Below are 15,956 nucleotides of genomic sequence, written 5' to 3' on the forward strand. Positions count from 1 at the left end.
TATGGGGCGTATACGAAAAGGGGGCGATGTTGATACGCACACGGCGTATTTCCTTGAAAGGCCGGCTGGTGGCCATCGTGGCGGGCATCCTGGGTCTGGGGCTGGTCGGGGGCGCGGCGATCATCCTGCACAACGCACGCGAAGCGACGCTGGACGAGATTCAGGCGAACCTGGATTTCAGCCAGCGACTGGTCGGCTTTTTCGTGGCCGATCTGAGCCGTCCGCTGCGGCCCGACGCGCTGGTGCTGCTCTCTCGCGCTTTCGAGGATCTGCGTCATGTACAGGTCGAAATCGAGGACGACGACGGCCGTTGGCGCTCGCTGACACCTGCCTCCCCGGTGGACCCGGCTCCGGCTTGGTTCGAACGGCTCATCGTACCGCCTGAGCATGGTTTCGCCACGATCCGGTTCGCCGGCGACAGCGAACTCGGGCGGATCCGGATCAGCGCACGGACCGAAGACGAGATCGCCGAGGTCTGGCGCGATGTCTACGACCTGTTCTGGCTGGCGTTCTGGCTGCTGGTGGCGGTCTGTGTGCTGACCTATCTCGGTCTCTGGTTGGGGCTGAAGCCGCTTCGGGATCTGCATGCCGGCTTCGCCCGGCTGGCCGCCGGCGACTTCGGTGCGCCGGTGTGCGGGCCAGCGGTTGCCGAGCTTGCCGACACCCAGGCCAAGTTCAATCACGTGGTGGGCGTACTGCGCGAGGCAACCCGTGAGCGTCGTCTGCTCACCCAGAAACTGGTAAGCATGCAAGAGGAAGAACGCCGCGCGATCGCCCGCGAGCTGCACGACGAGATGGCGCCTTATCTGTTCGGGATCCGTACCGAGATTCAGGCCATGAGCTGGGCCCTGGGGCGCGACGAACAGGCCGCCGCGCTGCAGCGTATCGATGCCGTTCAGGAGCATGTGAGCCTGCTGCAACTGCGTGTCAAACGCCTGCTCAGCCGTCTGCGGCCCGCGGTGCTCGATGATTTCGGCCTGCGAGAGTCGCTGGTCTATCTGGTCGAGGATTGGCAGCGTCGCATGCCCGCGACCGAGTGGCGGCTCGATGTGGATGTCTGCGACGACGATCTCAGCGATGCGGTACGGGTGACCGCCTATCGCGCGGTTCAGGAATGCCTGACCAACGCCGCACGTCATTCCAGCGCGCGATCGGTGGCTGTGGCACTCAGACTCGTCGCGTCGGGCGACGAGCGCACGCTGACCATCGAGGTCGTCGACGACGGTCAGGGCATGTCCGGACAGGCCTGTCTCGGGCTGGGGCTGACCGGCCTGCGCGAGCGTATTGCCGCGCTAGGCGGTCGCTTTCATCTGGAACGTCAGGCCGGGCCGGGGCTTGCCGTACGGCTCGCGGTGCCGCTGGCGGCCAACCAGGCTGATTGATCGTGCCGGCAGCGCGGCAGCTCGGATACACTGGCCCGATGAGCATGCACCGGATCGTATCGGTCTGCCGGGTCGGACTGCGTTGGCTGGCGGTCCGCCTGCTGCAGCTGCCGATCCTGGGTTATCGCTATCTGATCTCGCCGCTGATCGGCCCCCGTTGCCGGTTCATGCCGACCTGCTCGGCCTATGCGATGACCGCCCTGGAGCGCCACGGCCCCTGGCGGGGCAGCTGGCTGGCGATCCGGCGTATCGTGCGCTGTCATCCGCTCAACGAAGGCGGTTTCGACCCCGTGCCGCCCCGAGCCGCTCGTCGCCGGCGCGGGTGAACCGGTCGGCGCCGGTGCAGTAGGGCGCGACAGGGTTTATAGTGTCGCGCTTCGACCGATGGCCCGCCCTATCAACGCGTTCGTTCCATGACCGGTTTCGCCGAACACAAGCCCCTGGACCTGTCCTCGCTGGATACCGAGATCCGTGCCTGGTGGGAAGCCGAGCAGGTCTTCGAGGCCAGTACGGCCGCACGCGCCGACGGCCCGACGTTCACTTTTTACGAAGGCCCGCCCACGGCCAATGGCCGGCCGGGTATCCATCACGTGCTCGGGCGCACCATCAAGGATGCGTTCTGTCGCTACAAGACCATGCGCGGCTATCGCGTGGATCGGAAGGCCGGCTGGGACACGCACGGCCTGCCGGTAGAGATCGAGGTCGAGAAAGAGCTCGGCCTGCAATCGCGCGAGGACATCGAAGCCTACGGCATCGACAAGTACAACGCGGCTTGTCGCGAGTCGGTGCTGCGCTACAAGAACCAGTGGGACGAACTCACCCGCCGGATCGGCTACTGGGTCGATCTCGATGCGCCGTATGTGACGTTTTCCAACGAATACATCGAATCGGTCTGGTGGCTGCTCAAGCAGCTGCACGAGCAGGGCCTGCTCTACAAGGGCCACAAGATCCACTGGTATTCGCCGGGCTCGGGGACGGTGCTGTCCTCGCACGAGGTCAGCCTCGGCTACAAGGAAGTGCAGGACCCGTCGATCACGGTGAAGTTCTTCCTGGAGGACGAGCCGGATGTGGCGATCCTGGCCTGGACGACCACGCCCTGGACCATGCCGTCCAACGTCGCGGTGGCCGTCGGCCCCGGGATCGAATACGCCAAGGCACGGGCCGAGGACGGCTCGGTCTATATTGTTGCCAAGGACTGCGTAGCGGCTACGCTGGGCGAGAACGCCGAGATTCTCGAAATCTTCGGCGCCGACGCGCTGATCGGCAAGCGCTACACCCCGCCGTACGACTGCTTCGCCGATCATCCCGAGGCGGACCACGCCTGGCGCGTGATCGCGGCCGATTTCATCACCACCGACGACGGCACCGGCATCGCGCACGAAGCCCCGGCGTTCGGCGCCGATGACTTCCGCGTGACCAGCGAATACGGCATGCCGGTGTTCAATCCGATCGAGCGCGATGGCCGTTTCCGCGCCGATTTCCCGCTGGTCGGCGGGCTGTGGTTCAAGGACGCCGACAAGCCGATCGCGCGCGATCTGAAGGATCGCGGACTGCTGTTCGGCCAACAGGTCACGGTGCATAACTACCCGCACGACTGGCGCAAGGGCACGCCCTTGATGAATTACCCGGTCGAGTCCTGGTTCGTGGCGACGCAAGCCCATAAGGACAAGCTGGTCGAGTACAACAACCGGATCCACTGGCATCCGCCGCATGTCGGCACCGGTCGCTTCGGCGACTGGCTGGCCAACAACGTCGACTGGGCGCTGTCCCGGCATCGTTACTGGGGTACGCCGCTGCCGATCTGGGTCAACGACAACGATCCGGCCGATATCGTGGTGATCGGCTCGATCGACGAACTGCGTCGATACGCCGGCGACCAGGTCGCCGACGACGATAGCCTCGATCTGCACAAGCCCCAGGTCGACGAGATCACTTGGAAAGCCGCGGATGGCGGCACCATGCGCCGCGTGCCGGAAATCATCGACGTCTGGTTCGATTCTGGCGCCATGCCGTTCGCCCAGTGGCACTATCCGTTCGAGAATCAGGACATCTTCGAGGCGAACTTCCCGGCGGATTTCATCTGTGAAGGTGTGGATCAGACCCGCGGCTGGTTCTACTCGTTGCATGCCATCGGCACGCTGATCAAGGATTCACCGGCCTACAAGAACGTCATCGTCAACGGCCTGTTGCTGGATGCCAACGGCGAGAAGATGTCCAAGTCCAAGGGCAACACGGTTGATCCGTTCGAGGCCCTGGACGAACACGGCGCGGACGTCATCCGCTGGTACATGTTGGCCAGCAGCCAGCCGTGGGACAACACCAAATACGCCGATCGCGGCCTGCGCGAAACGCGCACCAAGGTGTTCGGCACGCTGGAGAACGTCTATTCGTTCTTTGCGACTTACGCCAATATCGATGGCTTCACCGCCGATACACCGGCCCCGGCTGTAGCCGACCGGCCCGAGCTGGATCGCTGGATCCTCTCGCGCCTTCAGTCCACGTCCGCCGAGGCCTCGGCAGCACTCGACGACTACAATCCGACGCGTGCCGCACGCGCGATCGAGCGGTTCATCGAAGCGCTGTCGAACTGGTATATCCGCCGCTCGCGGGCTCGCTTCTGGGCAGGGGCGCGTGCCGATGCCGGCGGGGATGCCAGCGAGGCCGAAGTCGCCGACAAGCGCGCGGCCTACCACACCACGCTGACCTGTCTGCGCGATGTCGCCGCCATGATGGCGCCGATCGCGCCGTTCTTCGCCGACTGGCTGTTTGCCAGCGTCTCGGCCGAGCAGGGCGCGCGGGCGTCGGTACACCTGGCGGACTTCCCGACGCCGGATGCCACGCTGATCGATACCGATCTGGAGCGTCGCATGGGACTGGCCCGGGCCGTGGTGGCCAACGTGCTGGCACTGCGCAACCAAGCGTCGATCAACGTACGCCAGCCGCTGGCCCGTATTCTCGTGGTCGAAGAGCCAGCGGTCGCGCGTGCGGATATCGAAGCGGTCGCCGCGATCATTCGCGATGAAGTCAATATCGATAGCATCGAGTTCGTCGCCGGTGCAGGCGATCTGGTCAGCCGCAGCGTCAAACCGGATTTCCGGGTGTTGGGCAAACGTCTGGGCAAGCGGATGAAAGCCGTGGCCGCCGCCGTGGCCGCGCTGGATGACGACGCCATCGCCGCCTACATGCGTGACAACGCGATTACCGTAACCGCCAACGGCGAGGCCATCGAACTCGGCGAGGGCGATCTGATCGTATCCGCCGAAGGCGTCGAGGGCTGGCTCGTCGGACGCGAGGATGGCGTCACGGTGGCACTTGATAGTACACTGACCGGCTCGCTACGCGAGAGAGGGCTGGCGCGCGAGGTGATCAACCGCGTGCAGCGCCTGCGCAAGCAGGCCGACTTTCATGTCGCAGACCGTATCCGCGTGGTGTACAGCGCCGACGAAAGTCTGGCGCAGGCGATCGTTGCGCACGGCGTGACGATCGCGAAGGAAACGCTGGCCACGGATTACGTGGCAAGCACAGACCCGGAAGGTGAGGTGGTCGAGCGCTTCGATATCGATGGCGCGGCCATCACCCTGGCGCTGACCCGCCGGCCGTCGTAGACGGCTCCGGTGACCGACAAACGAGTTCTAACGCGTACAACCGCATTGTCATAGACAGCAGGCCATCATGAAAAAAGACATCCACCCCAACTATCGTCCGGTGGTATTCAAGGACATGGGCGGCGATTTCGCCTTTCTGACCCGTTCGACCATCGAGTCCAACGAGACGATCGAGTGGGACGACGGCAACGAATACCCGCTGGTCAAGCTGGAAGTCACGAGTGCGACGCACCCGTTCTATACCGGCAAGCAGAACATCATGGACACGACCGGCAAGGTCGAGCGCTTCAACCGGCGCTTTGCCATGATGAAGGGCGCCAAGAAGCAGTAAGGCTTCTCGCCCTGGCGCTTCGCTACGGCGGTGCGCGACGCCTGCAAGTCCAAGCCGATCGGCGTGCCATGCGTCGGTCGGCTTTTGCGTGTCTGACGTTAAGGCGTCTCTTGTGGCTCTTTATGACTAGCCTCGTGTCCTTATGCGTTTGGCTTTGAATCAACTGCTTAGGTTGATTTGGGCTTGGGTTGTCGCATTGTTGTGCCAAACAAAAGGGGACGGCTAACTCGCAAGCGGTAAAAAACACCCCTAACCAGCCTAGCGTTCTGGATCAACGCATTGATTGCGGATCAGACCGTTCCCCGATGCGCAGCGGCCAGTTCAAGGAACCCTTCCAGTGCAGGCAGCCCGCGATCGCTGCGCCGCACGCCCAGATGAATCTGCTTGTCGATCCCGGTAGCGCCCAGCCGCCGCGCCACGATCGCGAGTTGGGGTCGATATTCCTCGACCAGCCAGCGCGGCAGGGCGGCTACGCCGCGTTGCGCGGCGACCATCTGGAGCATGATATCGGTGGATTCCACCGTCTTGTGGCGATGCGGGGCGACACCGGCCGGGGTGAGCATCGATACGTACAGGTCCAGCCGGCTGGGATCGACCGGGTAGGACAACAACGTCTCGCCGGCGAGATCTTCGGCCTGCACGACATCCCGCGCGGCCAGCGGATGATCGGCGGCGACCGCCAGCACCTGTTCGTAGCCGAACACCGGCTCGAATTGCACGCCTTTCTTGCGTAGCGGATCAGGCGTGACGAGGATATCGATCTCGTGGTTGAACAGCGCCGCCATGCCGCCGAACTGAAACTGTTGCACCACGTCGATATCCACGCCCGGCCATGCGCGCAGATAGGGTTCGACGATCTTGAGCAGCCACCGATAGCAGGGGTGGCATTCCATGCCGATACGCAGTGCGCCGCGTTCGCCGGTGGCATGTTCGGCGAGTACCGCGTCGACGCGTTCGAGCTGTGGCAGCAGACGATTGGCCGCGGCGAGTAGATGTTCGCCGGCCGCGGTCAGACGCACCCGTCGGCCTTCGCGTACCCAGATTGCCGTGCCCGAACGCGTTTCCAGCTTGCGAATGGCATGGCTGAGTGCCGACTGGCTGAGATGCAGCGATCGCGCGGCCGCGGTCAGCGAGCCCTCGCGCTCGATCTCGCGAAGAATGCTCAGGTGCATGCGTTCGATCATACAATCAATGAATTTTAATCATCTATCAATTCAAATATACCAATTTTATTCATTGAATGTTCGGGATAGAGTTTTGGTCGTCGACTATCGCCAGGCCTGACGCGAGCGTATGCGCTGCGCATGCAGACAGGCCGGCAACGTACCGGAGTATCCATGACGATTTCCCAGAACCTCGGTTTCCCCCGTATCGGTGAACGCCGCGAACTCAAGAAAGCCACCGAAGCCTACTGGAAGGGCAATCTCGATTACGCCGGGCTGGAAGCCACGGGCGCCGAACTGCGACGCGCCAACTGGGCGAAACAGAAAGCCGCGGGCATCGATCTCATCCCGTCCAACGATTTCTCCTTCTACGATCAGGTGCTGGGCCTGTCCTGTCTGATCGGCAACGTGCCCGAGCGCTTCGGCTGGGACGGCACCGACATGAATATCGATGTCGCCTTCGACATGGCGCGCGGCACCGACGGGGCGATCGCCTGCGAGATGACCAAGTGGTTCGATACCAACTACCACTACATCGTGCCCGAATTCACCCGGGCGACTTCGTTCCACCTCGCCGGTTCCAAGATCGTCGATGAGTTCCTCGAGGCCAAGGCCCAGGGGATCGTCACCAAGCCGGTGATCGTGGGGCCGGCCACCTATCTGACGCTTGGCAAGGTGACCGACGGCTCGGACATGGACAAGTTCGCGCTGGCCGACGAACTGATCGCGGTCTATGTACAGATCGCCACGCAGCTGGCGGCTGAGGGCGCCGAGTGGCTCCAGGTGGATGAGCCGATATTCTCCCTGGATCTTAACGACGCGCAGCGCGAGGTGATCGGCAAAGCATACGACGCGTTGTCCAGGGTGCGCGGCATCAGGATTCTGGTCGCCAATTACTTTGGCGAACTGGCCGACAACATGGAACTGTTCACATCGCTGCCGGTGGGGGGCCTACACGTCGACGGCGTGCGCGGTGTGGCCGAGATCGCGGCGGTGGCTGCCCGCCTGAGCGACGAACAGACCCTGTCGGTGGGTATCGTCGACGGCCGCAATATCTGGAAGACCGATTTGCAGCGGGCGATGGCGGCCTTGCAGCCGGTTCACGACCAGATCGGCGGCCATCGGCTGATGGTTGGCCCCAGCTGCTCGTTGCTGCACAGCCCGGTCACCCTGCGCAGCGAGCGCAAGCTGGACGATGAATTGCTCAACTGGCTGGCCTTTGCCGAGGAAAAGCTCGACGAGATCGTCTTCCTTGCCCATGCCATGGACAGCCGGGTCGACAAGGAAAAGCTGGCTGCCAACACGGCCGCCATGGCCGATCGCGCGCAATCGGTGCGTATCCACGACAAGACGGTCCAGCAGCGTACGGCCGGCGTGACCGACGCCGACTACAAGCGCTTGTCGGCCTATCCCGAGCGCGCGGCCCGTCAGCACGCCAAGCTCGAGCTGCCCGTGTTTCCGACCACGACCATCGGCTCGTTTCCACAGACTGGCGAAGTGCGCGCCGCACGCGCGGCCCACAAGCGCGGCGACCTGTCGGATGCCGATTACGACGCCTTCCTGGAGGCCCAGATCGCCGATGCGGTGAAAATGCAGGAAGACATGGGCTTCGACATGCTCGTCCACGGTGAATTCGAGCGCAACGACATGGTCGAGTATTTCGGCGAACAGCTCAAAGGCTATGCATTCACCAAGTTCGGCTGGGTCCAGAGCTACGGCTCGCGCTACGTCAAACCGCCGATCATCTTCGGCGATGTCTCACGGCCGCAGGCCATGACGGTGAAATGGTCGAAATATGCGCAGTCGCTGACCGACAAGCCCATGAAGGGCATGCTCACCGGCCCGGTGACCATGGTGCAGTGGGCGTTCGTGCGCGACGACCAGCCCAGAGCCGAAACCGTCAAGCAGGTGGCGCTGGCCATCCGCGACGAGGTCGTGGATCTCGAAGCCGCCGGGCTTGCGGCCATCCAGGTCGACGAAGCGGCGTTCCGCGAAGGCCTGCCGCTGCGCCGCTCGGCCTGGGCCGAGTATCTCGCCTGGGCGACCGCGGCCTTTCGGCTGACCGCAGGCGGGGTGGCCGACGACACCCAGGTGCATACCCATATGTGCTATTCGGAGTTCAACGATATCATCGAGGCCATCGCTGCCATGGACGCCGACTGTATTTCCATCGAGACCTCGCGCTCGCAGATGGAATTGCTGGATGCCTTCGTGAAGTTCGACTACCCCAACGAGATCGGGCCGGGCGTCTACGATATCCACAGCCCGCGCGTACCCGCCAAGGCCGAGATGATCGATCTGCTGAAAAAAGCCACCGAGGTGCTGCCGCCCGAACGGATCTGGGTGAATCCGGACTGCGGGCTCAAGACCCGCGGTTGGGCCGAGGTCAAGCCGGCGCTCGAACATATGGTGGATGCCGCACGCACGTTGCGTCAGGCCAGGGCTGCCTGATTCCAAGCCAGACCCTGTGCGCCGCCCCGTTCGCCGGGGCGGCTCTCATTGCTGTCGCCGGTACCGCGCGGCGATACGCCGACGGAGTCACGCAACGCCCGGCCGGCTCGCATCGGGCACCGCTCGGCGGTCAGGACAACGGTATGGAACGCACCGTATCGGTATAGGCCGGTCGCTGCGACAGCCGTTGTTCCCAGGCCGTCAGGGCCGGCGTCGAGGGGCGTGCGATATCGAGCTTGAGCCAGCGGTTGACGGTCGCGCCGAGCGGGATGTCGCCCATACTGAAGGCGTGGCCGGCAATATAGTCATGCTCGGATAGATGCGACTCGAGCAGTTGCATGTGGCCAGCGGTCGTTTCCAGGGCGGCCTCGATACTCGCCCTGTCGCGTTCAGCCTCCGGGGTGCGGATCAGACCGATGAATGCCGGACGCAAACGCAGCCAGGCGGTGGTCTGCCAGTCCATCCAGCTCTCGGCCCGGGCGTGGGCCTGCGCATCGTCGGGCCAGAGCGTGCCGGCGCCGTAGCGGCGACTCAGATATCGCACGATCGCGTTCGACTCCCAGACCACGATCCCGTCGTCGACGAGCGTGGGCACGAGCCCGGTCGGGTTCAGGGCTCGATAGTCGGGCTCGGCGGTACGCCCGTAGGCGCCGCCGGCCTCGACCAGCCGATAGGCCAGATCGAGCTCATCGCAGCACCAGAGCACTTTCTGCACATTGATGGAATTCCTACGCCCCCAGACTTCGATCACGGGTGCCTCCCGGGTGGTGTGTTGCTAGGCTCGATCGTATCGATGACGCTGAAATCGACGAGCCGTCCGGCGTCGAGCTCGGGCGCTGCCGGCTGCTTCACGAAGGCGTCGAGAATATCCTGTGGCAGCGTCAGTACGCGCGCGCCAGCAGCGAGCCGGACGTCAGAGACCGCGCTCGCCAGGGCGATATACAACCCACCCGAGAGCGTCTGCGCAATTCGCAGACACACCCGGGTGCCGTGCGCCTCGATCGAATGGATCACTGCCCCCAGATGGACGAGATACTGGCTGAGCAGCCGCTGCTCGTCGGCCAGCGCCATGCTGTGGCAGGCCCATTCGCAGTCGATAACGATCCGGTCGCCGTCGGCCGCCAGCGTGTTTAGCGTATCGATGAGCTGCATGACGTCGTGCGGTCCGGCCAAGCGTTGCCCGACAAGTTTTATCGTGCCGGGGTCGACCACCTGTATCGCCCGGCCCGTGTCGCCGGCCGGGCCGGCGCCCAGGCGGGTGCGTAGTTCGCTGTCCCGTGCGTGCCGCCAACACTCGAAATCCGGCGTGCGCTGCGCCAGGGCGCGACGCATGACAGGTCGCAGGCCGGTCGGCCCGTCGTGGCCCGCGCGCATGCCCTGTGTATCGTGTTCGAGCCGTCGGGCCGAGCCGATCGCTTCGCCCACGGTTGCCGGGCCGACATCGTTATGGTTCTGGATCACGGCCGGCCCGGTCATCGCCAGCCGTGTGCGTTCGGCATAGACACGCAGATCGCAGGCCATTGCCAGCATGCTGGCCCCGCCGAACACGTTGCGTCCGAGTATCGCGATGGAACGCAGGCCGCCGGCGCGAGCAGCGAACAGCTCTGCGAACAGGCGTCGCAGGCCGCCCTGGATTGCCACGCCTTCGCTGACGCGGGCGCCGGCGGAATCGATCACCAGCACCAGCACGCCCGTGTCTCGTCGGGCGCGCTCGATCAGCGCGCGCAGATCCAGCGCTTCAGCGACGCCGATTGCGCCGCTGGTAACCGTCGGGTCGGTGGCCGCGACCAGATATCGATGATCGCCGTCGCTGCCCATGGCCGCGGACAGCGTCGACTTCAGCACAAGGTGCTCGGCCGCGTCGCCAGCCAGGGCCGCCACGCGCTCGCAGGCGGAGCACGCCAGAAAATCCGTCATATCCACCGGGTGATTGTCCGCAGGTGTGTTTCGCTTTGCTTGGTATATCAAACAATGACGACCGACACCGGGTCGCGCGCCCTCATACTTTGGTCTATTCCGGTTCCGCGCGGTTTCACCATGATGCATTGTGGGGGAATCGATTACGCCAACGAGCGCTCGTTGAACCGGATAATCGATTGCCAAAAAGCCGCCGATGCATCGAAAAACAACACGGCGCGCAATAAAAATTATTTGGAGGAGATCCGCCATGGCACGTCCATTCAGTCTCTTGGCCTTGACGGCCGCCACCCTGATGCTGGTAGTCAGCGGTACCGCACTGGCCGAAACGGTGTTGCGCGCATCGCATCAATTCCCCGGCGGCAAGGGTGACGTACGCGACGAGATGGTGCAGCTCATGGCCCGTGAGGTCGCCGACGCCGACGTGGGTCTCAAGATCCAGGTCTACCCGGGCGAGTCGCTGTTCAAGGCCAAGGAACAGTGGAGCGCTCTGGTGCGCGGCCGCCTCGACATGACCTCGTTCCCGCTGGACTATGCCAGTGGCCGGCATCCGGAGTTTTCGGCGACCCTGATGCCGGGCCTGGTGCGAAGCCACGAGCGTGCACAGCGCCTGAACGATTCCAAGTTCATGGACATGATCAAGGACACGATCAACAAGGCTGGCGCGCGAGTCCTGGCAGACGCCTGGCTGGCCGGCGGGTTCGCCTCGAACAAGCGCTGCATCACGTCGCCGGACACGGTCGAAGGCCAGACGCTGCGTGCCGCCGGCCCGGCCTTCGAGCAGATGCTGGCGGCAGCCGGCGCCTCGATCGCCTCCATGCCGTCCTCGGAGATCTATACCGGCATGCAGACCGGCGTACTCGACGGCGCGAACACTTCATCGGGCTCGTTCGTGTCGTATCGGATCTACGAACAGGCGACATGCCTCACCGCGCCGGGCGAGAACGCGCTTTGGTTCATGTATGAGCCGATCCTGATCTCCGAACGCAGCTGGGAGCGCCTCACGCCGGAACAGCAGAAGGCGCTGACGGCGGCCGGCAAGAAGGCCGAGGCGTTCTTTGCCGACGAGGCGGCCGGTCTCGATCAGAAGATGGTGGACGTGTTCAAGGAAAACGGTGTGAAAGTCGTGACCATGAGCCCGGAGGACTATCAGGCATGGCTCGACGTGGCGAAAAAGAGCTCCTATAAGAACTTCGCCGAAAAGGTGCCGAACGGCCAGGCGCTGATCGATGCCGCGCTCTCGGTCAAGTAGTACGGAGTCGACCGGGGCATGCATGGGTCGGTCGACAGGAATCATCCGGCGGCTCGGGACGGGGATGACGTGGCTGCTTCGTCGGCCAGCGTGACTGCGCGTAACGCCGGCAGCCCCGGCGTCCTCCGGCCGTTTATCCGCGCCGTGGACTGGCTGTCGGGTGCGGTCGCGGTGGTCGCCGGCGCGCTGATGGTCGCCGGTGTACTGGCCGTGTGCCACATGATCTTCATGCGCTATCTGCTGGGACAGAGCACCATCTGGCAGACAGAGTTCACCACCGCAGCGATCAGCGGTGCGATGCTGCTGGGCGCGCCATACGTGCTGGCCACCGGCGGCCATGTTGCGATCACCGCGCTGCCGGATGCGCTCGGTGGCAGGGCACGGCGGCTCATGCAGTACGCGGCATCGCTCGTCGGCCTGGCGTTCTGTCTGGCGCTGAGTTATGGGTCGTGGCACTACTTCATCGAGGCCTATAGCACCGGCTGGACCACCGGCACTGTCTGGAATCCGCGCCTTTGGCCGATCCTGCTGCCGTTACCGATCGGCGTAAGCCTGCTGTCGCTGCAGTACGTGGCCGAAATCCTGCGACCCGAGGACAAGAGCGAGTCTTGATTCAGTCATCCCGGCCGTGGCGCCTGTTCGCCATGCGACCGGCAAGGAATAGGAGAGCCGTGTGGTCATTGCACCCGAGCAGCCGATGTCACCGCCCGGACACGCACCGATGCCCGATTTGCCCGCACGGGTGAGAGGTGCTCGTAGCCATCTCGGCCGGGCCGAGGTGCGCCTGGCTGGTTGGCCAGGTCGTACCGGCCTGGCAGACGTCCTGGTGGCCGCCGGATCGGAGAGTGCATGATGGACCCGGTCACCAGTGGCATTCTGATCGCGGTCGCCTTGTTCGCGCTCATGGCTATCGGCACGCCGATCGCGTTCGCACTGGGCGGTGTATCGCTGGTCGCGCTGGTGCTCGGGCGCGGCATGACCGAACTCGTCTATTTCGGTGAGACCTTCTACAACAGCATCGCCTCGTTCGGTTTCGTGGCGATTCCGATGTTCATATTGATGGGCTCGGCGGTGGCGTCATCGCCCACCGGACGCGATCTTTACCGGTCGCTGGATCTGTGGCTCGGGCGCGTGCCCGGCGGGCTTGCGATCTCAAATATCGGTGCCTGCTCGATCTTTGCGGCGTTATCGGGCTCTTCGCCGGCTACCTGTGCGGCCATCGGCAAGCTCGGCATTCCCGAAATGCGCAAGCGCGGTTATCCCGACGGCGTCGCGGCAGGCTGTATCGCCGCTGGCGGCACGCTCGGTATCCTCATTCCGCCGTCGGTGACCATGATCGTTTACGGGATTTCCACCGAGACCTCGATCGGCCGGCTGTTCATAGCCGGCGCATTGCCGGGTCTGATGCTGGCCGTTCTGTTCATGGTCTGGACCGTCATCGCCTGCAAGCTTGCCGGCGGCTACGACAACCCGCTGGCATCGGCGGCCGAACAGGCCAAAGCCAACGTCGAGGGCAATCTCAAGGCGCTCGTGCGGGTGCTGCCGTTCATCGTCGTGGTCACGGGCATTCTGTTCGCGCTCTACGGCGGCGTGGCGACGCCGACCGAGGCCGCCGGGGTGGGCGCATTCCTGTGCCTGGCGCTGGCGATCTTCGTCTACCGCATGTGGCAGGTAAAGCCGCTCAAGCTGATCATGCGCGACGGCCTGCGGGAAAGCGTGATGATCATGCTGATCATCGCCGCGGCAGAGATTTTCGCCTATGCCCTGTCGTCGATGTTCATCACCCAGACCATCGCCGGCGGCATCGCCGATCTCGAGGTCAACCGCTGGGTGCTGATGGGTGTGATCAACCTGTTCCTGCTGGTTGCCGGCTTCTTCTTGCCGCCGGTCGCGGTGATCGTGATGACCGCGCCGATCCTGTTGCCGATCATCCTGCAGGCGAACTTCGACCCGTACTGGTTTGCGGTAGTGCTCACGATCAACCTGGAAATCGGGCTGATCACGCCGCCCGTCGGGCTGAACCTGTTTATAATCAACGGTATCGCACCAGACATTGCACTACGCGACGTGCTGCTGGGCAGCTTGCCATATGCGTTGTGCATGGTGCTCGGCATAGTGCTTCTGTGCTTCTTTCCGGCAATCGCCACATGGTTGCCGGACGTGATCATGGGCTAGTAACCGGGCGGCACGAACGACGCCGGGCATGAACCCGCAAAACGAAGACATCAATTCATGAGCCACAATCTGTTCGAGTCCTTTGCCGAGCGCATGTCCGCTCGCGGCGACGCCGATTTCATCGTCACCCGTGAGGGACGGCGCTACTCCTACGCCCAGGCGCTGGCAGCGAGCGAGCGCCTGGCCGGTACGCTGGCCTCGCTCGGCGTCAAGCCCGGCGACCGCGTGGCCGTACAGGTCGACAAGAGCCCTGAAGCCATTCTGCTCTATCTCGCCTGCCTGCGGATCGGCGGCGCCTATCTGCCCTTGAACACCGGCTATACGAGCACCGAGATCGATTATTTTCTCGGCGATGCCGAACCCGCGTTGTATGTGTGTCGGCCTGCCGCGGCCGATGAAGCCGAACGGGTGGCGCGCGAGGCCGGCTGTCCGCAGGTGGTCACTCTCGGCACACAGGGCGACGGCCGCCTCATGGAGCTGGCTGAACAGGCCGAGCCAATGGAGTCGATCGAGTCACGCGACGAGAACGACCTCGCAGCGATCCTCTACACCTCGGGTACCACGGGGCGTTCCAAGGGCGCGATGCTGACCCATCGCAACCTGGCCTCCAACGCGCAGGCACTGGTCGAAGCCTGGCGTTTCGATGCCAACGATCGTCTCATCCACGCGCTGCCCATTTTCCATACCCACGGACTGTTCGTGGCCTGCAACGTCGTGCTGATGTCGGGCGCGGCCATGCTGTTCATGCCGAAGTTCGATATCGACGCCGTTCTCGACGAGATACCGCGCGGCACCGCGCTCATGGGTGTACCGACCTATTACACGCGGCTGCTTGCTGACGAGCGGCTGACGCCAGAGCTGGCACGGAACATGCGCCTGTTCACCTCCGGTTCTGCGCCGCTGACCGCGGACACCCATACGGAGTTCGAACGCCGTACCGGCCACGCCATTCTTGAGCGCTATGGCATGACCGAGACCGGCATGAATACGTCCAACCCGTACGACGGCGCCCGTATTGCCGGCACCGTCGGCCTGCCGCTGCCGGGCGTGGAGATCCAGCTGGTCGATCGCGAAACCGGGGCGAATTTGCCCACCGGCGAGACCGGCATGCTCAAGGTGCGAGGCCCGAACGTGTTCGTCGGCTATTGGCGCATGCCCGAGAAGACGGCCGAGGAACTGGGCGAGGATGGCTTCTTCGTCACCGGTGATCTGGCCAAGATCGACGACAAAGGCTACGTACAGATCGTCGGGCGCGACAAGGATCTGGTGATTTCGGGCGGCTACAACGTCTATCCGAAGGAGGTCGAGCAGGCCATTGATGAAATGGACGGAGTGCTGGAATCAGCGGTGATCGGCGTCCCTCATCCGGATCTGGGCGAAGGGGTGACCGCGGTGGTCGTGCCCAACGACGGTGCGACAATCGACGAAAGCCAGGTGATTGCTGCGCTCCGCGACCGCCTGGCCCGCTACAAGCAGCCCAAGCGCGTGTTCTTCATCGACGAACTGCCGCGCAACACGATGGGCAAGGTGCAGAAGAATCAGTTGCGCAAGCAGTTCGACGCCATCTACCGACCGGGTTGAGGCCACAGGCGGCGTGTCCGCGCAACGTGCACCGGTCCGTGAGTGGATCGTGTCGATGCGCCGCAGCAGGCGGTCGTTGGGGGCCCGCGCAAAGCACAG

General features: G+C 64.0%; 12 protein-coding genes. 9 read left to right on the forward strand and 3 right to left on the reverse strand.

Going from position 1 to position 15,956, the window contains the following annotated elements:
- Nucleotides 1-26: 26 nt before the first annotated feature.
- From T31B1_RS03820 to T31B1_RS03835, 4 genes are all read left to right on the forward strand, one after another.
- On the forward strand, nucleotides 27-1,382 hold the full coding sequence (locus tag T31B1_RS03820; RefSeq protein WP_353248130.1) for a histidine kinase: 1,356 nt from the start codon (nucleotides 27-29) through the stop codon (nucleotides 1,380-1,382).
- Nucleotides 1,383-1,420: 38 nt separating this feature from the next.
- Complete coding sequence (gene yidD / locus T31B1_RS03825; RefSeq protein ID WP_353248131.1) at nucleotides 1,421-1,708, forward strand: membrane protein insertion efficiency factor YidD; 288 nt, start codon at nucleotides 1,421-1,423, stop codon at nucleotides 1,706-1,708.
- A gap of 87 nt (nucleotides 1,709-1,795) precedes the next feature.
- The gene (gene ileS / locus T31B1_RS03830) at nucleotides 1,796-4,987 is read left to right on the forward strand and encodes an isoleucine--tRNA ligase (RefSeq protein ID WP_353248132.1); all 3,192 of its coding nucleotides are present in this window, start codon (nucleotides 1,796-1,798) and stop codon (nucleotides 4,985-4,987) included.
- Between the two features lie 67 nt (nucleotides 4,988-5,054).
- On the forward strand, nucleotides 5,055-5,318 hold the full coding sequence (locus tag T31B1_RS03835) for a type B 50S ribosomal protein L31 (protein WP_353248133.1): 264 nt from the start codon (nucleotides 5,055-5,057) through the stop codon (nucleotides 5,316-5,318).
- Between the two features lie 290 nt (nucleotides 5,319-5,608).
- Here T31B1_RS03835 and T31B1_RS03840 read toward each other — a convergent pair whose 3' ends face one another.
- Nucleotides 5,609-6,502: a LysR family transcriptional regulator gene (locus T31B1_RS03840; protein ID WP_353248134.1), complete on the reverse strand. Its 894-nt coding sequence runs from the start codon at nucleotides 6,500-6,502 to the stop codon at nucleotides 5,609-5,611.
- Between the two features lie 153 nt (nucleotides 6,503-6,655).
- Here T31B1_RS03840 and metE point away from each other — a divergent pair, with 153 nt between their 5' ends.
- A complete protein-coding gene (gene metE / locus T31B1_RS03845; RefSeq protein WP_353248135.1) occupies nucleotides 6,656-8,932 on the forward strand; it encodes a 5-methyltetrahydropteroyltriglutamate--homocysteine S-methyltransferase in 2,277 nt (758 codons plus the stop codon).
- A 130-nt stretch (nucleotides 8,933-9,062) separates the two neighbouring features.
- On the opposite strand, the gene T31B1_RS03850 is transcribed toward metE, so the two are convergent.
- Together T31B1_RS03850 and T31B1_RS03855 are read right to left on the reverse strand one after the other, a co-directional pair.
- Nucleotides 9,063-9,683, reverse strand: coding sequence for a glutathione S-transferase family protein (locus tag T31B1_RS03850; protein WP_353248136.1), 621 nt, complete (start codon nucleotides 9,681-9,683; stop codon nucleotides 9,063-9,065).
- Entirely contained in the window at nucleotides 9,680-10,849 is a 1,170-nt protein-coding gene (locus tag T31B1_RS03855) for a carboxyl transferase domain-containing protein (RefSeq protein WP_353248741.1), read from the reverse strand. The genes T31B1_RS03850 and T31B1_RS03855 overlap by 4 nt, the downstream gene beginning before the upstream one ends.
- Before the next feature lie 250 nt (nucleotides 10,850-11,099).
- Between T31B1_RS03855 and T31B1_RS03860 the strand changes: the two genes are divergently transcribed.
- From T31B1_RS03860 to T31B1_RS03875, 4 genes are all read left to right on the forward strand, one after another.
- Nucleotides 11,100-12,101 (forward strand): TRAP transporter substrate-binding protein, encoded by a 1,002-nt coding sequence (locus T31B1_RS03860; RefSeq protein WP_353248137.1) that lies wholly within the window; start codon nucleotides 11,100-11,102, stop codon nucleotides 12,099-12,101.
- A gap of 69 nt (nucleotides 12,102-12,170) precedes the next feature.
- Nucleotides 12,171-12,713 carry a TRAP transporter small permease subunit gene (locus T31B1_RS03865; protein ID WP_353248138.1) on the forward strand — a complete coding sequence of 181 codons (543 nt, stop codon included), beginning with the start codon at nucleotides 12,171-12,173 and terminating at the stop codon, nucleotides 12,711-12,713.
- Nucleotides 12,714-12,953: 240 nt separating this feature from the next.
- Nucleotides 12,954-14,276: a TRAP transporter large permease gene (locus T31B1_RS03870; protein ID WP_353248742.1), complete on the forward strand. Its 1,323-nt coding sequence runs from the start codon at nucleotides 12,954-12,956 to the stop codon at nucleotides 14,274-14,276.
- 57 nt (nucleotides 14,277-14,333) lie between these two features.
- Nucleotides 14,334-15,857, forward strand: a complete 1,524-nt coding sequence (locus T31B1_RS03875; RefSeq protein WP_353248139.1) for a malonate--CoA ligase — start codon at nucleotides 14,334-14,336, stop codon at nucleotides 15,855-15,857.
- Nucleotides 15,858-15,956 lie beyond the last annotated feature (99 nt).

This window comes from Salinisphaera sp. T31B1, from assembly GCF_040361275.1.
In the GTDB taxonomy this organism is placed as follows: domain Bacteria; phylum Pseudomonadota; class Gammaproteobacteria; order Nevskiales; family Salinisphaeraceae; genus Salinisphaera.